This is a genomic window from Bradyrhizobium sp. 87, from assembly GCF_023073015.1.
Lineage (GTDB): Bacteria > Pseudomonadota > Alphaproteobacteria > Rhizobiales > Xanthobacteraceae > Bradyrhizobium > Bradyrhizobium canariense_D.
Genome location: NZ_JADPIQ010000110.1, coordinates 13,250 through 32,581, shown reverse-complemented (window position 1 = coordinate 32,581; position 19,332 = coordinate 13,250). Strand labels below are relative to the sequence as shown.

At 58.7% G+C, this 19,332-nt stretch carries 15 protein-coding genes and 3 pseudogenes; 5 read left to right on the top strand and 13 right to left on the bottom strand.

The genetic code is table 11. The features are described 5' to 3' along the window. Positions 1 to 1,107 precede the first annotated feature (1,107 nt). Both IVB50_RS29320 and IVB50_RS29315 read right to left on the bottom strand, forming a co-directional pair. Entirely contained in the window at positions 1,108 to 1,530 is a 423-nt protein-coding gene (locus IVB50_RS29320) for a hypothetical protein (RefSeq protein ID WP_247298775.1), read from the bottom strand. A 19-nt stretch (positions 1,531 to 1,549) separates the two neighbouring features. Further along, positions 1,550 to 1,770 (bottom strand): annotated as a pseudogene (locus IVB50_RS29315) (hypothetical protein). A gap of 834 nt (positions 1,771 to 2,604) precedes the next feature. On the opposite strand from IVB50_RS29315, the gene IVB50_RS29310 reads away from it, so the two are divergent. Next, positions 2,605 to 3,255, top strand: coding sequence for a hypothetical protein (locus tag IVB50_RS29310; RefSeq protein WP_247298772.1), 651 nt, complete (start codon positions 2,605 to 2,607; stop codon positions 3,253 to 3,255). 604 nt (positions 3,256 to 3,859) lie between these two features. On the opposite strand, the gene IVB50_RS29305 is transcribed toward IVB50_RS29310, so the two are convergent. The 3 genes from IVB50_RS29305 to IVB50_RS29295 form a co-directional block, all read right to left on the bottom strand. Next, positions 3,860 to 4,297 (bottom strand): hypothetical protein, encoded by a 438-nt coding sequence (locus IVB50_RS29305; protein ID WP_247298770.1) that lies wholly within the window; start codon positions 4,295 to 4,297, stop codon positions 3,860 to 3,862. 165 nt (positions 4,298 to 4,462) lie between these two features. Continuing rightward, positions 4,463 to 5,113, bottom strand: coding sequence for a hypothetical protein (locus IVB50_RS29300; RefSeq protein ID WP_247298769.1), 651 nt, complete (start codon positions 5,111 to 5,113; stop codon positions 4,463 to 4,465). Continuing rightward, positions 5,103 to 5,336, bottom strand: coding sequence for a DUF6074 family protein (locus tag IVB50_RS29295; protein WP_247298766.1), 234 nt, complete (start codon positions 5,334 to 5,336; stop codon positions 5,103 to 5,105). Before IVB50_RS29295 ends, IVB50_RS29300 begins: the two co-directional genes overlap by 11 nt. 186 nt (positions 5,337 to 5,522) lie before the next feature. On the opposite strand from IVB50_RS29295, the gene IVB50_RS29290 reads away from it, so the two are divergent. Beyond that, a complete protein-coding gene (locus IVB50_RS29290; protein ID WP_247298763.1) occupies positions 5,523 to 5,702 on the top strand; it encodes a hypothetical protein in 180 nt (59 codons plus the stop codon). A gap of 177 nt (positions 5,703 to 5,879) precedes the next feature. Here the strand turns inward: IVB50_RS29290 and IVB50_RS29285 are convergent, their stop codons facing one another. Next, positions 5,880 to 6,143, bottom strand: a complete 264-nt coding sequence (locus tag IVB50_RS29285) for a hypothetical protein (RefSeq protein ID WP_247298761.1) — start codon at positions 6,141 to 6,143, stop codon at positions 5,880 to 5,882. A gap of 296 nt (positions 6,144 to 6,439) precedes the next feature. Between IVB50_RS29285 and IVB50_RS29280 the strand changes: the two genes are divergently transcribed. Beyond that, a complete protein-coding gene (locus IVB50_RS29280) occupies positions 6,440 to 6,820 on the top strand; it encodes a hypothetical protein (protein ID WP_247298758.1) in 381 nt (126 codons plus the stop codon). Between the two features lie 179 nt (positions 6,821 to 6,999). Here the strand turns inward: IVB50_RS29280 and IVB50_RS42810 are convergent, their stop codons facing one another. The 3 genes from IVB50_RS42810 to IVB50_RS29265 all read right to left on the bottom strand — a co-directional run bounded on the left by IVB50_RS42810 (position 7,000) and on the right by IVB50_RS29265 (position 11,220). Then, on the bottom strand, positions 7,000 to 8,481 hold the full coding sequence (locus IVB50_RS42810) for an RES family NAD+ phosphorylase (protein ID WP_247298755.1): 1,482 nt from the start codon (positions 8,479 to 8,481) through the stop codon (positions 7,000 to 7,002). A gap of 127 nt (positions 8,482 to 8,608) precedes the next feature. Beyond that, positions 8,609 to 9,685, bottom strand: a complete 1,077-nt coding sequence (locus tag IVB50_RS29270) for a DUF6035 family protein (RefSeq protein ID WP_247298752.1) — start codon at positions 9,683 to 9,685, stop codon at positions 8,609 to 8,611. Between the two features lie 338 nt (positions 9,686 to 10,023). After that, positions 10,024 to 11,220 carry a Fic/DOC family N-terminal domain-containing protein gene (locus IVB50_RS29265; protein ID WP_247298748.1) on the bottom strand — a complete coding sequence of 399 codons (1,197 nt, stop codon included), beginning with the start codon at positions 11,218 to 11,220 and terminating at the stop codon, positions 10,024 to 10,026. 174 nt (positions 11,221 to 11,394) lie between these two features. Here IVB50_RS29265 and IVB50_RS29260 point away from each other — a divergent pair, with 174 nt between their 5' ends. Continuing rightward, entirely contained in the window at positions 11,395 to 11,961 is a 567-nt protein-coding gene (locus IVB50_RS29260; RefSeq protein ID WP_157642939.1) for a hypothetical protein, read from the top strand. A 641-nt stretch (positions 11,962 to 12,602) separates the two neighbouring features. Here IVB50_RS29260 and IVB50_RS29255 read toward each other — a convergent pair. The 4 genes and pseudogenes from IVB50_RS29255 to IVB50_RS29240 form a co-directional block, all read right to left on the bottom strand. After that, positions 12,603 to 12,902 (bottom strand): annotated as a pseudogene (locus tag IVB50_RS29255) (ArdC family protein); the annotation flags it as partial. Positions 12,903 to 13,634: 732 nt separating this feature from the next. After that, entirely contained in the window at positions 13,635 to 14,447 is an 813-nt protein-coding gene (locus IVB50_RS29250; RefSeq protein ID WP_247298742.1) for an arylamine N-acetyltransferase, read from the bottom strand. 463 nt (positions 14,448 to 14,910) lie between these two features. Next, positions 14,911 to 15,359: pseudogene (queF, locus tag IVB50_RS29245) on the bottom strand (preQ(1) synthase); the annotation flags it as partial. Between the two features lie 1,566 nt (positions 15,360 to 16,925). After that, positions 16,926 to 17,213 carry a hypothetical protein gene (locus tag IVB50_RS29240; RefSeq protein WP_247298739.1) on the bottom strand — a complete coding sequence of 96 codons (288 nt, stop codon included), beginning with the start codon at positions 17,211 to 17,213 and terminating at the stop codon, positions 16,926 to 16,928. Between the two features lie 1,197 nt (positions 17,214 to 18,410). On the opposite strand from IVB50_RS29240, the gene IVB50_RS29235 reads away from it, so the two are divergent. After that, positions 18,411 to 19,094, top strand: a complete 684-nt coding sequence (locus tag IVB50_RS29235; RefSeq protein WP_247298736.1) for an HAD family hydrolase — start codon at positions 18,411 to 18,413, stop codon at positions 19,092 to 19,094. Positions 19,095 to 19,332 lie beyond the last annotated feature (238 nt).

The following is a 19,332-nucleotide window of genomic DNA, read 5'->3' as shown; positions in this document are numbered from 1 at the left end:
GCGTCACCGGCGGAAACAACCTTCACCGAGATCATAATCCCGATGGTGGGGGCAGTTCTACATGACGCAAAGGGGGCAGTTCCGGATGGCGTTTGACACTTGTAGTCGCGGGCAGCAACATTTTGTGGGATTTCATGAATAGCTACCTCGCCTGCGGCCTTGCACTGACCGCTTCAATCACGGCCGGCTTTTGCGTCGAGCGCGACTTCATCAGGCGGCCCAATCGCGAGATGGCCCGCCTCCACCGCGAGCATTCGGCAGAAGGACCAATAGGCCGGCGCGGCTGGGAGTAAGGCCAGCTCGGCTTACGAAATACGGCTCCCGTGATTGAGACGCTGCATTCCCGATCGCGGCGAGATCAGCCCTGAGCTATTCCGGGCCGCTTATCGCATGGGTCTTGAGGGGCTGGTATCCAAGCATCGCGATCGGCCTCACCGTGGCGGCCGGCAGAAGCACTGGATCAAGGTGAAGAACCGCAGCCACCCGGCGACGAACGGGAGCTATAGATCGGCAGCACGGCTGTTCCAGAATTAACCTGATCTCGCTGCATCAAGCTTAATTCTGCAACTCGATTGCAGCATCGCTGCGAAGCGTTACCTTCTGAGCGCCGGACATTGCCCGTCCGGCTCCACCCAAGGCGAAGTCGTCGCGCCAACATATTCGACGCGGCGCTTCGTTTGATTGCAGGCGGTTTCGTTTGGAAAAGCAGCCGGACCACGAACCGCTTGATCTCGTCGAGATGCGTCGGCAACTCACCGTACTGCGTTCGCAACATTCCGAAAATTTTGGAATAGCGTCGCTGTTGAACCGCTTCCTCGTGAAGATCGCGTTTCTGTCAGAGCCGAGGGACGTCGCGCACGTCCAACATCTGCGGTCTGAGTTCGCACGAACGCTACAAAAGGTTGAAGCGATCGCCTCGCGGTCCCCATCTGCGAAGCCATCAGGCGCCGTCAAGCAGCCCAAGTAACACTAACGCACAGACGTCCTTGCGCCTGCCGCCGGCGGCGCCGATGCTGGATGCAGTCGCGAAGTCGTCCTCGTCTCGCGTCCGGCGGCTTCGCGGCTAGGGGTCGCCGCCACAAGCGGCGGCCCCGCCCATGATCAGATCTAGGGAGCGCGCCGCACCGCTCGGGGTACAAACGGCAGTCTCGGAGAAAACGACTTGGCGATCGCGAGAACCGCGGCTTCGTCGGTTTCGAGTGCGATCTTCTGCGCTAGCATCACATCGCCAACTGCCAATGCCCGTTCGGGGAGGAAGCACCATCCCACCTTAGGCTCCAATTTTTCATCCAGCTCCAAAACATTGCTCATGGTGCCCTGATGAATTCGGTATCGACGGCCGGTAAGAGAACCAGTGACTTCAAAAAAGCCATTGACATCAAATTGCGCGCGCTGTTCTGGAGATAACCATTCCCGCAAAAGACGGCGTGCACGCGCTTCCGGGCCATTTTGCTCGTTGAAGCTCCGATAAAGCGCACGCAGGGCGCGCAAACGCGCGCCCTGCGCGACGTTGCGTCCGAACAAAAACATCTTCGGTGCTACGACGGTTCTAACCGCCGACTAAGTGCGGATAGAACAGCGTTTCCTCCGCTGTTGCATCAAATGTCCGTATCAGCTTGAGATCGCCGGCCGGGGTCCGAGTGGCAGCGGTAAATCCCCGGCCGGTAAACATCTTGAAGCGCCGCTCGGCCTCGGCGAGCCCCTTGGGTCGTCTTGCTCAAAAAAATGTCTGCTGTCGCCTGTGCTGTCCATTACAATCTGGGTAGCCATGGAAGAGAACTCCGCAACGCCTAGCCTCTGATGAAGAACAAACCTCGCTGCGATCAATAGTGTTCCTGCTCTCGGGATTTCATTGTGCCTTCTTGTTAGTCAGCGGTCGTCTACGAACATTCTACCGTCGCGACGCTACCCGCGCGAAGGGGCTAGGTTCTTGGACTATGTTTCAACACGTCGCGCACCAATCGTCAGGAAATGGAACGAGCAGCCACGGCCCGTCCTCAATGTTATCGTTTGCAGCTACGGGTCTGCCGGTCGCGAGGGGCTCGGCTGCGAACTCTTCGACCTCAGCGGTACTCGCCGCGTGACGCTCGGCGCAGCTTAAATCACTTTGCATGAATAAAACTTCCCACCGGGGCACGATCAAATTTGCAGCGTCTTCGAAAAATATGGATCAAAAAGATCGGCACGCGACAAAATATCAGACCCCCTTGGCAAGCGATAGGAGCGCGGACCTGTCCTTTTGCATCCTAGTCGCGCGCGCCATCACGCGTTGCAGTGCAGCCAACAGCCATCTCCATTCTTTGAGAGCCGTCGCTCCATCACACTTTGCGGGCGGCGATCATGGCCTGTGAGGGCGGCTCAACGGAGTTCTGCGCCGCGCGCCGTACCTCCCTGCCGCGCAGCGCACGGCGGAAGCGATCGCTGCTAACCCGGAGAAGTTTGACCGCGCTATCGCGGCGGAAATCGGCGTCAGTCACCCAATCGTAGCGAAAGCCCGTCGATCAACTGGAAAGCAGTTACCAGTTGCAAAACGAACCGGCCGCCACGGCAAGCAACGGAAGGCGCCGACCATGTCAGCTGCGCAGGTTGAGGCATTCTCGGTCGATGAACTCGACGCCTGCGACCGTGCTGTCGTTTGCCTATACTGCAGCGAAGCTTCAAGCGCGGCTTGCGAAGGCGAAGAAGGCCCACGACGAACTGATCTGCGCCGCCTACCGCGCGCAAGGCGATGCGCTTAATATCGAGGCGCGGGCAAAGCGTCGGCTTGCCGACGAATACGACGCAGCGCAAGCGCGGGGTGAGGTTGCGCGTCTTGGAGATAATCTGCCTAGAGTTACCACCCGGAACGCTAGCAAGCCGACAGCGGCCGACGTCGGTATCTCCCGCCAAGAATTCCACGAGGCGCGCCAGATCAGGGACGCGGAAAAGCGCCACCGCGGCGCGCCGCTAGGAACCACCGCGGGGGAATTCCTCGCGGCAATCACGAGTGTAGTGTCCGTCGGTGCCAAACCCGGCCGCCTCCGGAGTGTTGCAGGGGGGGCTGCTATTGGCAATCATTTTGATCCTGGCTCTCGCCGGCGCGATCCTCCTCTAGCGATCCGCATCGTCATCGGCTGGATTTCCCCGACCGCCGGTAAACAGTTCTCCCCGGCGATCGACATAGCCGGGACGTTCTTCCTGAAACTGATCGTCGTGGTTGCCCCGGTCGCGATCTTGGCGGTCGTCGGCTTCGCGCTGATGACCTCCACCAAGTAGAGCAAGCGAACCACGACATCGATATCAGACGCCACTTCGGGATAGAACGTCGCCTGACGATTACCTAGATCGAAGTGAACGCGACCTCGGTCAGGCTTGGTTTTGGCCCGAGCTCGCAGATACCGATTGCCGCCGCTTGATTGCGTGAACTCGATCGGCTTGATCGGACAGACGGCCTTCAACATGTGGACCGACAGTCCGAAATAGCTCGCGGCTTGACCCAGCCGCAGCGCCGCCGGCCAGTATGGTAGGTCGCGCTTCATGTCGCTGCTTTGACCCGCCCGGCCAGCGCGGGTACTCGTTCGTACCGACGTAGCCGCGCTTCCCAACACCCGACCTATATGACCGTTTGGTAAAGCCATCGTCGGTCCACTCCGCAAACAACATCCGCTCGCCCTGGAACCTAATTTCGAGTTTTCTGGTGTGCGCTGGATTGTCGATCTGCCGACGCAGGACAGCGCCATATCGTTGTATCGGAAGTCGTAAACGCGGGCCCGGCCGTCGAGCGCTTGGATAATGAAACCGGCAGCGTTCCGGAAGGATCGCTAGAGCGACCTTCGCCAAAGCTTGACGCGTTCAGAGCGGTCAGCTTGGTACATGCAATTCAGCTGGGTGTTTCGGCTATAAGCTGGTCAAGTTCACTGGCCGTGATCAGATCGCGGTGCATTAGGACTTTCGCTACACGATCAATCTCGGCCCAGTGCTCGTCGACCAACTCTTCACAATTCTGCAAGATGACGGCCAGTATGTCGTTCGCCTGCCGAAGGACGTCCCGGGGAAGTTCAAGCTCCTCGTTCCCAGCGCCGGGCAACGACTGGCCAGATTTCAGTAGAGCAATAGAACCGGCCGCCGCTTGTGCAATCTGCAAGTCGCTTTCGGCGCCGTCAGAAAACGAGCTGGGACGCCCTGAGAAACGAAAGTTCGCGACTGGTCCTGCTAATGCTACAGCGCCATCGATCTCGTACCCCGCAATCTTCGCTTCTGCTGCTTCTCCACTCTCATAAGACGCCGAAGCGGTTAAGGCTCCGACCGATCCTGACATACGTATTTCCGCGCATGCTAGGCCTTGACGGCGAGCCAGCACTGCGTGGGCCGCTTCATGGTATGCCATCATCATTCGTCTTCGCCTTCGCTCGCCCATGGTTGACCTTTTTCGTAAAGATGGCCCGGAGGACGGCGGCGGAAGCCGCCGCCCCATTCGACGATGTTATGCCGCAATTCCGGCGACGCGAAGGACCGCACTTGCTAACTCGCGGCCCAGAAGCAGACCTCGCCCCTGTTCGCCGCCGCAATAGTTGCTCTTCTGCACTTCCTCGAACAGCATCATGCCGCGCGCCAAGATCAACATTCCTGAGACGGTAAGCGGCGCGTGCTGGCGAATTCTATACAGCAAATAATGAATTTTCTTTGCTTCTATGTGTGCTGCGTCCTTCGCGGCTTCGACACCGGAGACTTCGATAGCTCTGGCGCACTGGGCTCCGTATCGTTCCGCTGCAACAATTCGCGCTGTCAGGTCCCCTTCCAGTCGTTGCCTAGCCCGCTTGCCTCCCCAACGTTCGGTATCCCCCCGGACCGCGGCGAGTGCGATGCGGAGACGATCGGGCTTGAGCAGGTCGAGCCAGGCCGCGTCGGGGTGGACCGTCCCGTTGGCATCGACGATCGTGCGATAGAGCGGCTGCCCTTCGAACCCTTCGGCTTGTTCAAAGCAACCTTGGAAGGCCCGCCGGTCGGCCGCGGACGTGATCACGATCGAAGGCGGCGGTTCGGGCCACTGTTCAGCGGCCGGCGCCCGGGCCTGCTCTAGGCGCGCCACCGCGGCCCGGTAAGCCGGCGTGCGACAGCGGTGCTCATTGGTCACCGCCCGGCGTCAGAACCTGCCGCCACAGTTCGGCGCGGACCTTTGCTTCGATGCGCCGGACTTCCGCGTCGATGGTGAAATGATCAACGCCTATTTCATCCAGTGTCCGACGGATCGCGTTTAGATTTTCCCGAACATGCTGCTCGCCTTGCTCGGCAGGTCGCGTCAGAACGAATTCGACGTGGCGCTTGATGTAAGCGGCGTCCCGGAAGCGGCCGGGCAAAAGTAAGACCTTCGCCTTCGGCTCGGCGATGCGGACATGAAGCCGGGGATCGCCTTTCCTGAGCCGGCGCCACTTCGCGCCGGGCGTTGCGCACGGCGCGCGACACGGCCCGTTCAGTCATGCTGCCCCCCAAGTCCGACGATCTGCGAAGACGATCTGCCAAGCGGCCTTCGCGAAAGCGTGGCAATGCTGTTCGATTTCGGCATCGGTGATGCCCAGCCCAGCGAGCCGGCCCCACTCGATGTCAAGGTGCTCGATCCGAAATTTCTCAGCGTCGTCCGCCGACGGTCGCTTGCGCATTTCGGCGGCTATGAAAGCGACGATCCGACGGTGGCGGGCCGACGGGAACGCGTAAATGTGCGCTGAAGGAACTGCCTTGCGTCGGCGCTTCATCGGTCAACTCCCGATCTGCTGGATGAAGGGCGGCGCGCTGGGGAAAGGTTCAGGGACCGCAGCGCGCCGCCGCTAGCGCCGCCCGGGTACGTCCGCCGGGTCGGCGCCGGCGCTGACGCGGGACGGAACCGCGCGCGCCGAAGTGGAAGGTTAGGCGGCGGCTTGATCGCCGCGCAGAAGCTGGAACAAATCTTCCACAGGAGCAGTCGTATGGCGTCCGTTCTTTCGAACGCGGATCACGCCGTCCTTCATTAGCTCATAAAATCTGGTTGTCCAAATTCCAGCGACTTCGCAAAAGCGGTCGACGGGCACGTTCATGGACAGGTTGTAAAGTTTGACGACGTCCGGGAGCGTCATGTCGCCGGGGCGAGAACGATGGGAGGTCGACAACTGGGGCGGCAATTCGCGGCGCATTGGGAGAGTTCTCCTAGGCTTCAGTTTCGTCCATGACCGCAATCATTCGCGACACTCAGAGCGTTCGTCAACGTGCCCAAAATCCAATACTAAAGCACCGAAGTTATGTCGTTGATGCGAGGTTTATTCCGGTCCGACGGATTATTGATGAAACGACTACATCGAATGGGCGGGTGCGAAATCGCGCAGCGATGTGATTTGCGGCGGTCATTCCGGGCGCTTTACCGGTTGATTTCGAGCGTAGAGAGACGAAGGCGAATGCAAGTGACGGTGCTTTCGTTTCACCGCGGCGTCGAATGCCGGCGGATGACTGCGCCGAGCTGATTACTCGGATGCGTTACGGAGACGTCGTCTTTGGCGACGAGATCGTGCAGTTCAACGGTGGCTCGGCTCATATCACTCGCGCAAAGAATGGATTTTGGCATGGGCCTAACGGTCCGCGGAACACGCATGTGAGCGCAGTTCTATTGTTACCTGAGACAGGATTGTGGAAGCTGAGAGAGGAGAAATGGCAGCCGGTACTCGCAGTTCATCCTTGGGCGGACCACCCTCTTCCGGACGAGCTACGAGAGATCAACCGATTTGAGGCGGACGACGACAAGTGGATGTTTCGGGACGGAAAGCGGTTCGCCGACATTGTCAGCCTGCCTGATCCGTGGTCGCCAAAGGAAGAATGAAAGCTATTCCCTTGCAGGCAAGCGCTGGCGCGTCCCAATTCGGGCCGCTGTTCTCATCGATAGGTTCGCGGTCGTCGTAGAATTTTCGTGCCACTGCTTGTGGCCGGCGAAAGCGCCTCATGCGTCAGCGCCATTAGTCGCCGCCGCCATCACACACCTTCTCGTGACCGGGTGTAAATTTAGAACGGCGATCGATCGTCCTTCTCCCAGCGGGAACGACGCACCTGATACTCGTCTGTCTTGAAGACGACGCCCTCCACATGGTGTACGCTGACGCTGTCCGGCATGACGCGAAGGCTTGGCTCCCGCAGATCGGAATCGACCCGTTCTCCCGCCAACGCCGGCATGGCATCGAAGTCGGGCCATCCTGGCGATTTTTCCTTTTCTTCATCAACCTTTGGCCGCGGCGGCACCTCCTCGAATACCGAGTAATCGACTTCCCACCCCTCCGCGGTACTTTGCCCCGTCCTGGCTCTGATCTCGGTCCCGCTCGGAATTTCCATCGCCTCGACGCGCGCAGCCTTGTGGAATAGGACGACGTTGAGCACGTCTCCCGCGACCTGAACCGACGGGAAGATAATGCCATCAATGGGCACCGAGGATTCCGTTGCGAGAAAATCGGCGATGGCTTGCGTTGCCAGATACTCGAAAGGCTCATCGTCGGGCATGACCGGTTGGGTGATACGGTTGCTCAGAGATTTCAGAAATTGCGCTCGTTCCAGCCGGCGCGCAAAATCGACGTCAAAGATGCTTCCGCGCATCTGGACATTCTTGAGCGCCGTCAGATCGAGCAGCCGGAGTTTTCGGATAATCTCGAATTGCGCCACGGCAACCTTGCTTCCAACCGGAGGCCGCACCTCGGCGATGGCCGCCTTGGGATCGTTGGCGCCGTAGAACACAGAAATGCCCCGCGCATTCATGCGACCTGCCGCAGCCACCAGCGCTGGCGGTGACCCGAGCTGGAGGTCGGGCCGACACATCGCCACCTCGAGTTTGTCCTCGGACTGGAAGACCCGGGCACGAGCGAGTGTATGGAAGGGCGTTCCGGGCCCCGCATCTACGACCAGAGGCTGCCCCTGCCGCGTCCGCAAAGCATCCACCCCGTCGAAGATGGCCGCCAGATGCGTAGCTGCGGTGCGACTGAAGAAACGCGCCTCGGTCTTGAGTGAATTCTCGAACCGATACCATTCCTCGCGCCAAGCATCATCGCTGACCTTTTTCTCTTGATAGTAACTGTCGCTCGCGAACTCCGTCTCTTCACCCATGGCCGCGCTGTCGAAATCGCTATGTTCCTCCTCCAGGATTGACTGGACATCCTGGGCCGCGTCTTCAGGGATTTCGGCGGCGTTTTGAATGGCGTACACGACATCATCGCCATGTCGATTCCATTCGTAGCTCAGCTCCTTGTCGCGCTGGAGCATATATTCGTAGTCGTTTGGTTGATCTGACGTTCGATAGTAGTGCTGCTCGAACGCGGTCGCCACACGTGCGGCCATCTTGTCAAGGCTGAAGGTACGACGCGCCTTGTCGCAATAGCTGCACTTGGCGCGTTTGCCCTCTGCGCGAACTTCATCGCTTAGATACTGCTCGCCAATGCAGGCGTAGCATATGCGCTTCGCTTCGAGGTCGTCACTATCTACGGAATGCACGATATTTTCCACCTTGTTGCGCCATCGTCTCCTACCAAGCCGCTGCCCCCACAGGCAATCTGGCCCCGTCCGCAATCCTCGACTCACTTGATTGCGCTACAGAATACGTCAAGCGCTGAGATACGCTGCTGGCATTGCGTCAAGCTGAAGAGAATATCTCCGGGAACAAGGCCAGCGCGATCTTTCCCGACACGCTTTGGCGATCGTCTTGCACCACTGTGCGAGCTTTGACGATCTTGTTGCGAACACTCTCGATTTCAAAGAGAGCGTCCCTGTTGGTCAGTCGGGCGAAGGTCCGAATGAGGCGCACATAGCGCTGTCGTCGCTCGACATTGAGGAAGGAGTTCAGCACCTCGACAAGATTCTGCTGCCGCGATCCGACTGGCCGACCGTCGACCAGGGAAAGTAAGCAGTTGATCAATGCATCCACATCGAGCGCGTGCAGCTCGTTGACGTCGCTCCCCGGAATCGCCACTTTGGCGACGAGTTCGCCAAACAGGATCTCACGCTCTTTCCATTTCGTACCTCTTTCGGCGAGCGCGCCGCGCCAGCGCGACAGAAAGTCATGATGCCAAGGCGGCCTCGACGGGACCGCGTTTGCGCGCCCTCCCTCGATCCAATTGAGGTCGGAAATCGTGACCAATTTCGAGCGCCATGCGTCTACATCCAGCCAGAACGCGCGCAAGATTACTTCTCGCCGCTGTCTGGAGAGGGCTATCGTTTCATCGTCAATTGAGAACAGGTTCTTGTCGTGGGAGTAGAAAATGTCCTCAAACGAACTGAGTAATCGGCCGCTCGTGGGTGGCTCAAGATTCCAGGTGAGCCAAATCAGGCGAATGGACGCGCTCTCATAGAAATCTTCGCGTTGCACGATGATGGGGATTTGCGTGGTTGCAAGTTGAACCTCCACGACGAGTGGCATGCGATCATAGATCGCGCGTACGTCCGGCCGCCGCCGTCCATTCTCTAGGATGAGATACTCATCGACAACGACGCCTCCTGCGGTCGTGCGCGGATCGTTGGTCAACAACTCACCGACGATATGTTTGATTTTAGCATGCAGCGGGCTTTCCTGCGCTCCGTCAAATTGCTGCGCGCTAACGATATCGACGCTGGCCGGCGTCCCCGTCCACCAGGGACAAAGCTGAGGGGCACCCGGGGTGGTGTTTCCAGTAAGGCTGGCCGGTCCGGCCTTCGCGCGGAGCATAGACGGCATGTCCGCATTTCGCGCAGACGAAACGCGCTTTCCTGTTGAGCCGCGCGCGCGTCGCCTCGCGACGGAGAACCTGATAATCATCCTTGCTCATCGCTATGAGCGCATCACTCGTGATGCTGTGCATCGATGCAAGGTCAACCACTCTTTTGAGTGTCCTTCGGAGAATCGCCTCGACCATCTACCGAATCTCCCTTCGTCCGGCGTGATCATTGAGCATTTGCGGGATCGCGTGCTATGGAAAATCGCCTGTGTCTGGAAGTCCCGCCGACGGCATGACCGGCGGCGGGGCGAAGACGCAATTCGCGGCTTCACCGATTGTCAGCCCGGCATACCGGCCGTCAGGTGTGCGCACCGGGAAGAATGGGTTCTTCGCCGAAGGGTCGGTTAATGATCGACAGCGCGTCGGGCGCGGCGAAGACGCGGTTGCGCGCATAGCCGGTACGCTCGTTCAAGATTTTATTCTCGACCAGTTGCTCTACCGCTTGCGAGGCTGCAGGCACCGTAATGCTGAGAAGCGAGGCCAGTCGCTTGACGGTCAGCACCGGATAGTGCGGCAGAACATCGAGTGCTCGCAGGCTCGCTGAGCCCTGGCGAAATTTGCGCCGCTTTCGCCATAGATCGCCAAGTGCAGACAAAGCGTCGCGCGTCTTCAGCAACTCATCCGTGGTGCCGACAATTGCGTCCGCCATGAATCCGACCGCTTCATGCCAATCGAGGCGCTGCTGAGCCGCTTTGAGCGATTCATAATAAGCCGCCTTGTGGGCTTCAATGTACGGTGACAGGTAAATCGGCATCATGCCTTCCGCCGCCATCATCAACGGCAGGAGGAGACGGCCGACGCGGCCATTGCCATCACGAAACGGGTGGACTGCCTCAAAATGTGCATGCGCAACCGCCATTCGCACAATGAAGCTCTGGTACATCGCCTGCATGCCCTCGCAGCGCATGTACTTCATCGTGTCCTCAAGACACGCGGCAATGTCAGACGGCGGCGTCGGATTGTAGGTCGAGTAAGCAATATCGCCCCTGCCGCCGATCCAGACCACAACCTGGCGAAGATCGCCGGGCTTGTCCTTGTATTCTGCGTCGCCGCGCATGACGGCGTGATGCAGATCCTGCACCAAACCGCTTGTGAAGATTTCCAGTTTCTCTTGTCTGGCCCGCGGCAGGAAGTCATCGAGCGCGAGCGCGTAGTCACGCACCTGAACTACCGCCTCGCCCTGCTGGGAATCTTCGCTTTCTTCACCGGACAGCAATTCGTCAAGCGTGCTGTTGGTGCCTTCGATCGCCGAGCTGCTGACAGCTTCCCGCCGTGGCAAGATGCGGCTGATCAGATATGGGTCCTTTAGTTCGGCCGCGAGCGTCTCGATACGCACCAAGGCTGCATCCGCCGCCCTGAGCCGGGCAAGGACCGCCCCCCCGGCAACGCCGTCCTCAGGCGGGGGCAGCGGAACCACGCCGTAATGCGCCGCATAGGGCGCCGGAAGCCGCTGCAATCGTTCCCGAACGTCGTGAGTGAGATTATCGCGGTTCAAGAGAAACCTTCCGCAGAAGAGCCAAGTCCGACACCATAATAAATGTTGTTGAGCTATACTTCAATAAAGCGACTGATGGTGGGCCCTTTATAACGTTCTTAGGTTCCATAAAGGAACCTCTTGCCGTACTGTCCTTACGGTATATATTGCGTAACGACAGTACGGAGACATTTCGTGGCCGATCCTACGGTAGTCAGGCGAGTAAGACGCCAGCGCGACGTTCGCCTGGCTGAAGGCTGGCAGGAAGTCCGTGTGTGGGTGCCCACCGAACAAGACGCAAACGACATCAGAAACCTCGCCGCCGATCGCAGGGCAAAAGCAAAAGCGCTCGCCGGCCTTGACGAAGGAATTAAGAGCATGCCCCCAGAAACACTGCACCGCATTGCCGAGGCGATCGCATCCCAGGGCTCGGCAGCCTACACGACCCCTTCCGGTCCTGTACTGGACCTCCTCACCAAACTCGCGGAAGAGGACGATCTCGCGAGCTTCTCGCGGGCTTTCATTCTTCTGGCGCGCGCCGCACCGGCTAGGGCCGCGTTTGTCGCGGGCGCGGTGCCGGCAAAGATCTCCAACTTCCTGATCAAGCATCGCGGCGTCAAGGCGACCGCGCTGATCAAGTGGACCGAGTCGAATCCGGATTGGACTGAGGAGCTCAAGAACGCACTGCGTGATCCCGATCTATTTGTTCGTGTTGTCGAAGACTTCGCCTCTGCGATCAAGCAAGGTGCCGCCGCTCACTAGACCTTTGACAAAGAAACCGGCGCCGTTTCAAAAAAGCGGCGCCGGTTTCTAGGCTGCGCGCCCCTCGTATTCACGGCGAAAGGCGTCGACACTGCAGCCCGCGTTGCCAGAACCACTGTAGCAGCTCCAGAGCCGTCCCCTCAGGGGTGCGCGAGCTGGCTATGCTGGGGCGGCCGCGAAGTGAATATCTTTGCGTCGCGTCTTACGGACGCCTTGGCGGCGGCAGCGAAAACCGCGCGGGAATCCGACCTTCATCAGCTTCAGCCACTGCGCGAGATACGAGCGTGATCGGCACGTACATCCTGCGTGATCTGAAGCTCCGCGCACAGGAACGCCGCGCCGAATTTCAGCGACCAATTCCTCGGCGGCGTAGGCCTGACCGCCGAAGCGTTTGCCGAACGTGCGATCGAGCCTGTGTTTCGCGCCGGGTCAGCTCGTGGACAAGCGTGGCGTAATAGCCTTCGCTGCGGGACAGCGTTTCGATGCCGCAGAACATTTCCTCCGGAGGCATCTGGATACTATCGGTGGAGAGCCGGTAAAAGGCCCGGTCGCGCCGTGCTCGATGCGCGCGCCCGTCGCTCTCACGAACGCATCGGCGCCTGCGATGCGGGCGACCGGACCGAGAGGCTCCGGCACTGGGTTCATGGCGTAACCCTCGACCTGCGCCGCGTTGAACACCCGCGCGATGCGCGGGCGACACGCGGTTTGCCGTCGTCATCCGCGACGTCGGGATCGGGCTCGGCGTCGAATTCCTTGTAGAAGATCACAGGGCTCGATTTCACGCCTGCGCGAACCTGAGCGCAAAGCTCCGACCATTGTTTGTAAGTGGCCCACACGGGCGAGCTGAACCCCTTTAATTGGGCGGCGACCCAGAGACTCACGATATTGCTATAGCCGTTCTTGGTCAGCACATTGACCGGCATGAAGAGAGCGCCCGATGATTTGCGCCAGGGTAATTATGGTCTGTCGGGATTCGCTTCGATTGCGGCCACAAGCTGGGACGTGATCTCGGATTAGCATCCTTCCGGGTGGAGACGCTGGTTGATTGAGGGGACATTGCATCGCCTTTCGCTCTTGCGAGCCCGCCGTGATTGGCGGTCTCGATGCCGAGCGAAGGCGGCGGTGCCTGACGAAGTGCCGTACGCTTCGAATCCACGGCTGGTCACAGCACTTATTGCTGTAAGCCCACAAGACTCACAGGGAATTGACGAGCATAGCTCCTGATCTCGTACGTTCAGCCTGAAGCGGATTCGAACCAAAATTGTGAAACATCGGCTTGGTATAGCTAATGGTATTCTCGGTTTGGTAAATTATAAAATTGTGAATTTGCAGTTAGTTAGTGGTATTCTTAGATTCCGGCCAGGGGCTTGCGGGTCAGGCCATGGAAACGAAGCTTGGCCGCCACCGCCTTCCTCGACCATGCCGAGGATATTCGACCACCTCTCCGACGAGAGGGATCGCCGCAGCCCGCACCCTCCGGCCAGCTGTGACATAAAGGCGCCAGGCGCTCGGCACCCTTGAAGCCACGGATCGATGGGATCATTCCAGAGCAACTCGATCGTCCCCTGAAGCACTACGACATCGCCAATAACAGAGTCGACGATCCCGCCCTGGGATTTGGAAGAGACCGCACAGGCCATCGTCGCGCTGGGAATGCTTGATCACTTTCTTTCCTATACAAGTCCACGTGACCCAAGCTTTTCCCATAACGAATCAACGGTGCACTGAGTCAGTCGGAGCCCGAAGACATTGGCCAAGACCTGCTGCAGTTCGATCTTCGTTTCCAGTGTTTGTGTTTCCCTAAATTGGCTGCGAGTCAATCTGAGCTTCTTGTTAAGCAAGGTTGCACGTCCCTCCGATGTCAGCACACTCATCATGAGGACGGATGGAAAGGGCATACGATCCCAGCGTGCGCAGATGAAGTTGGCGCCCTCGAAATCGGGTGGCAGGGCGACGGCTCGGTCAATGCCGAAAAGAGCGAACCATTCATCTTCGTTCTTGCGTTCAAGCACGAGCTCTCCACTGGCCGGGTCGGCCCGCAGACGAAACACGTCCCCGCCAACTATTTGCTGCTCCTTCGCATCGATTCGTAGCGGTGCAATCGGTGCCGGACCGGGAAAGCCGGCATCGGCAAGCCAGTCGCAACCCTCTATGGTCACGATCAATGCATGATGTGTGCGTGGGCCACCTTCCGAAGCCCCCATGCGCACCCTGCAAAGAATTGGCCGGACCGTGAAATCGAGTTCTTCGAGCGCCAAGCCAAACAACTTGTTCAATTCGAAGCAATAGCCGCCTCGCCGGGCATCGATAAGTTTGGCCCAGATCGAATTCTCAGTCAGATCGGGGATATCGCCCAGCAGAACATCAATGTTCTCATAGGGGATCGCTCGCATTTGAGCCTGCTGGAGCGCAAGAAGGCCATCAACCGTTGTCGGGACTTGAGCAAGGCCGATCCGATCGAGATAGGTCGCAATCTTAAATGCCATGGCACGTCCTCTGATGTCTGGATTCGTTTGATTAAGCCGCCGTAAGGGCGATGACTTCGCAGGCGCGTAGAAGGTGGCCATCTCTCCTATAGAAATGAAACAGCCCCAGCACTTCCGGCGACAGCCTCAGTGCCAGTATCGAGCCAACGGGCCATTTGTGCACGGCCGGAGCAGCCCGTAGGACTCCCGGTCCGCGGCGGATTTGCAACGGCGATCTTCCAGCCTTGCGAATCATCTCGTCTCGCCTCGCCGCGAATGCTCCGCGTTTCGAGATCCACCGCCGCCCGCGATCCGCCATCACTAAGTAGAGAACGGCGAGAGCTACCAGCTGAGGAATCGCTCTCAGCTACACCAGCAGTTTCTGCCGCGTTCAACATGACATCACCCTTGATGAATCGTAGTTACGAACCTGCAGCTCTTGCGCTACTAACGAGCGGCTGTCGCTCTTTTGGTTGCTCAGCCGACGGCAGCGATAAGGCGCCACGCCTGTATCGCGCAACCAGGCGCCCCCCGGTGGCGCGCCGGTCTGCCAGAACACGTCGATCGGGATGCCGCCACGCGGATGCCGGTAGCCGCCGACGCGCAGCCACAGTGGTTTGATCGCCCCGGCAATGCGTCGGCCCACTAGCGCTGTGCATTCATCATGCAAAGCGCCGTGTTTGCGGAACGAAGTCCTGAACTGCTTCAGTGATTTGGAGCCCACTAGTGCCTCGTCGGGCGCGTAGTCGATTACGATGAAACTCGGCTGACCGGTGACGGGCAGACCGAGGTGAATTCCGAGCAGGTGCAGCGCACGATGGCGGGCGGTCCGTCGCCGCGCCTGAGCGGCGCGTTTTCGAGGACCGCCTTATCTGGGCTTCCTGGCGTCTCGACGTGGGCGCCGACCTGTGTAAAGTTCCGGGTGGTAGGCACGGGCAACTCCTTGATGCATGCCGCCGGAAGTGCAGCCGTCGAGCCGGGCATCGCCGATGAAGTCCTCCTGATCCACTGCCGCTGCTCTCGAGTGGACGACGACATCGGAGAAGCCACCGCGATCGTCGCAAGGGTGAAGCCGCAGAACCTTCCAACCCCGTTACCGCACGCCGAGAAACTTCGTGTTTGAATGACGACGCGCTCAGTCGCGTGCAGTCACCTCCTGAGTGCTCCGCTCCGCTGCCTTGGCTCAACGATTGCATCCATATTGCTGGCTTGGTCGCCCCACCGATGTTGAGGGTTAGTAGTTTGTCGACGTCGGCAGGCTTGTCGACGGGCGACATCTTGGCCCAACAGGCGACGGTGCGACGGCGGGCGCCGCTGGCAATACGCAGCAGATAGGCCGATTTCACGGCCCTATGTCTTGAGTGATACATAGGTCACGGTTTAGTCCTTGATGAGCGCCAGAAATTCGCTACGCAGTATTTTGCTGTCGCGGAAGCACGGCGCATGATGCTGGTCACCATAGTGGTTTCCGTCTCGCGAACGCCTCGCCACACGCACTGGTGCCGCGCCGTAACCATGACGGCCAACCCCTTCGGATTAATGTGGCCTCGAGCTCGTCTGCCAACATAATACGCTTCCTCTTGGATTGCGGGAGCGCCATGATCAAGTTGGCCACACGCACAACTTTGCTGATACCGATCACCGACACCAGGCAGCACGCCGACCCACATGCGGTGGAGCTTGTCGGGGCCGAACCTTCCCGAGCCGCCGGGCCACAATGAGCCGAACGCGGCCGAGAGAAGCGCGCGGCGGGCGCCGGCGGTGAGGCCCGCGAGATCGGGGCAACCCGGCTCGCCGATCACGAGCGTCGGTTGCGGTGTGGAAAGGTCCGGGAGGCGCATCGAAAACCCTCAATGAAAATGCCAATGACCGGAACAAAGTGGTGCGAGCGCGCCGATCTCACGGTGATGGAGCCAAGCGCGTAGGTCTCTTGCAGGCAGCCCGCGTTTGGCAAGTTCCGTAGCCGCAGGGCTAGGTTTAAAGCGCTCGACGAACACCTGGCGCACGTACATCTTGGCTATCCGTTTTGCAGTCCCAGTCGTGTTGTGGTCGCGGCTAGTGTCGATAACCAAGCCTCAAGCAAGACTGCAAGTGCTGCTCGACTTCTGCTTGTACTATCTCACCCTCACCGGGCCGCAAGTATTCTGCGACATTGGCGTTTATTCCAAAGGACACGCCTGCGTCGAGCAGGCGTTTACGAGTTGCTTGCGTTGAGCTCATCAAACATCCTAGCCGGGCGCTTTGCCTCGCTCTCGCGCGAACAAGTTGATGTGCGGGCGCTTCTGCATTTCGGCAGTCCACATGATGCCCCTGGCGTCGGAACGGCCGCTTGTCGCCTCCCGATCTGCGATTACCTGCCGCATGGCCTTGATATCCTGGATGAGTTCGAGACTTCCACCGTGTCGGCAGTATGGCCAGTCGAGCGATGCCATCCATTGTGCTGCGTAGCGCCTCCAACGTTCGAAGAATGACGGAGTTGTTTGATGGAATAGATAGCTTTCATCTGAACTCTTGACTGGTGACGGCGAGAGATCGCTGTTTTTGAAATGCGTCCTTCACCGTCGCTGCAATCAACGTGCCGAAAACCGCCTTCTTCGTCTTGCTGCAAGAGAACAACACCATTGCGCTTTGCGAGCGCGCGCGGAAACATTTTACGCCCTGATGTCGGGGACCGGACATTAACGTCTTCAAGACGACCCGGCTGAAAACAGACATAGCGGCGTGAAAACATGAGCCGGTCCCCTTGCCGACCTCGCTTGCGTCTGCGCCATGTGCCTGAAAGTACATTCAGTGAAGCCTAGCCGAATCGCACGAGCTTCGTTCACAAACGCCCTCATTTAAGTGACGCTTCAATAGCCTTCACTTTGCGTATCGATGCCGTCACGGAGCGTCTACCCATTGAAAGCTGCAACAACGGCGGACAGCGCTGTTCGCTCCGTGACATCAAGGAGATCGGAGCGTGACGAATTCAATCAGCAAACAGGGCCCGATGGTCCCTCAGGTGGGGGTCCAGTTCACTGAACGTTTTCGTTCTTCAGCGTAGGGTTCGGACTGGCCGCTTGAGGATTGGACCAAGACATTCCCGCCGCGGCAACAGTCGCGTAACGCTCTTTGCTGCGGCTGCTAGGCGGAGCACCGCGGGATAGCCCCATCAGGCACCGTGCCCACCAAAGCTGACTTTTGGCGGCCGCCTGTCGGAAGTCAGGCAGCCAGATCAGGGCGGCTGTTTCGAATCACACAGTTCGCTTGCCAAGCTCGGCGAAGCCTCCTGCCCGCGAAAGAGGACTTGGTACGAGCCTTGCTTGCTGAGGCGCAAAACCATGTGCTTCGCGCCAGCCGACGGATTACCTCCGCTCGGTGTCGGTTCCAGACATCGGATGTCTGCAACCGTACAGGGGGGAAAACAACAACATGCAACGGGCGACATCCATAATCGTCGGTCAAGGAGACATAGCATGTCCGGTGCTGCAGGCGCATTTCTGTTGCCTTCAAGCCGCTCACAAAGGCCGGTTTCCGATCAGCTCAAGCACATGGTGCCGAGGCTTGAAAACCGTGCACAGAGGGGGTTCGGCGTTGCCGCATCTATGCATGAAGAACGGTTTCAACATACAAAGTCATGCCGGCCAGCAGGCAAACTAGCAGATGTTGATTTCACTGAGCAGGACGCGCATTCCAGGCCGCATGTAGCTATAGCACACGTTCGCACTCCCTCTCACAGGGAGAAGAGTGACGCCGACTTCCAGCCCTTTGACAATCATAAAACCTCCCGCCGTCGTTTGACGGTTTGTTTGAACGGGGCTCTGGTCAACGCTGATGTGCCCTTTGAAGTCTGCTTTCTTTGCTGCCGCGGGGACATGAGGGAATCGGTCTTTCTGCGTTTACGTTCGAGATGCCGCCCCGTTGGCGGACAAAAGCGCGCAGACGAGACTTCGAATAGATTGATCGACGATCTCACCTCAACGAAAACGTCTGCAGCATGAGGCCATGATGAAACCTGCTCTTGTATTCGATTGGAACGGCACTCTCCTCGACGACGCCGACGCCTTGCTACAAACGACGAACACCATTTTGGACCGCTTCGGCCGAGCTGCCATCGACATGCACACTTTTCGGGATCATTTCGATGTTCCACTTTCGGTTTTTTACCGCAATCTAGGAATGTCGGAGAGTGAAATCGAAACGGTCGATAGCCATGACAGCGCTATTTTTCACGACACTTACGAACCGCTGGCGAGCAAAGCCGAACTGCGCGAAGGCGCGCGTTGCATTTTGGAAACGGCACGTCAACAAGAGGTTCCCAGCATTATTGTTAGTAACCATATAGTCGATCCCCTTATTACCCAATTACGAAGACATGGAATCGACGATTGTGTCGCGGAGGTTCTGGCTTTTGAAAGCCGCGCTACTCAATATAAAAGCACAAGCAAAGGAGAGCGGCTTCATCTGTATATGCGAGCATACAATCTGAACCCCAGCTCAACGTTCATCATCGGGGACATGCCGGTCGAAACGGATATTGCACGCGAACTTGGCCTGATCAGCGTAGCCATTACGGGCGGATTTGTTTCCGAGACGCGTCTGCGAGCGGCGCAGCCGGATTATCTCATCGAGGACCATCATAAGCTGCTGCCCATTCTGCAGGAGCGTGGCGTTTTTCAGAACTCATAACGACGCAGAGTATGACTGAAAACCTCTACCGTCCATATCTTCCTGTTCTCCAGCGAATCCTTCACACTGATGGCCGAAGCATCGGCTCTGGACGGACGAGGCCCAAACGAAGGTGCGCGCCTAATTAGTATTGGCCGATAGGGGACTTCGCCGTTCGAGTTTGTCAATCTGCAACCTGAGGCAGTCCGACTCAACACCTATTCCCTACGTCGAGGTTCTTCCAGACGGGCCGGTGTTG

What these genes read in the sequence shown, in the direction of transcription:
- IVB50_RS29320 (WP_247298775.1), bottom strand. Translation starts at nt 1,530, where the DNA reads ATGTTTTTGTTCGGACGCAACGTCGCGCAGGGCGCGCGTTTGCGCGCC.
- IVB50_RS29310 (WP_247298772.1), top strand. Translation starts at nt 2,605, where the DNA reads ATGAACTCGACGCCTGCGACCGTGCTGTCGTTTGCCTATACTGCAGCG.
- IVB50_RS29305 (WP_247298770.1), bottom strand. Translation starts at nt 4,297, where the DNA reads ATGTCAGGATCGGTCGGAGCCTTAACCGCTTCGGCGTCTTATGAGAGT.
- IVB50_RS29290 (WP_247298763.1), top strand. Translation starts at nt 5,523, where the DNA reads ATGCTGTTCGATTTCGGCATCGGTGATGCCCAGCCCAGCGAGCCGGCC.
- IVB50_RS29285 (WP_247298761.1), bottom strand. Translation starts at nt 6,143, where the DNA reads ATGCGCCGCGAATTGCCGCCCCAGTTGTCGACCTCCCATCGTTCTCGC.
- IVB50_RS29280 (WP_247298758.1), top strand. Translation starts at nt 6,440, where the DNA reads ATGCCGGCGGATGACTGCGCCGAGCTGATTACTCGGATGCGTTACGGA.
- IVB50_RS29270 (WP_247298752.1), bottom strand. Translation starts at nt 9,685, where the DNA reads ATGCCGTCTATGCTCCGCGCGAAGGCCGGACCGGCCAGCCTTACTGGA.
- IVB50_RS29250 (WP_247298742.1), bottom strand. Translation starts at nt 14,447, where the DNA reads ATGGCATTTAAGATTGCGACCTATCTCGATCGGATCGGCCTTGCTCAA.
- IVB50_RS29240 (WP_247298739.1), bottom strand. Translation starts at nt 17,213, where the DNA reads ATGTACTTTCAGGCACATGGCGCAGACGCAAGCGAGGTCGGCAAGGGG.
- IVB50_RS29235 (WP_247298736.1), top strand. Translation starts at nt 18,411, where the DNA reads ATGATGAAACCTGCTCTTGTATTCGATTGGAACGGCACTCTCCTCGAC.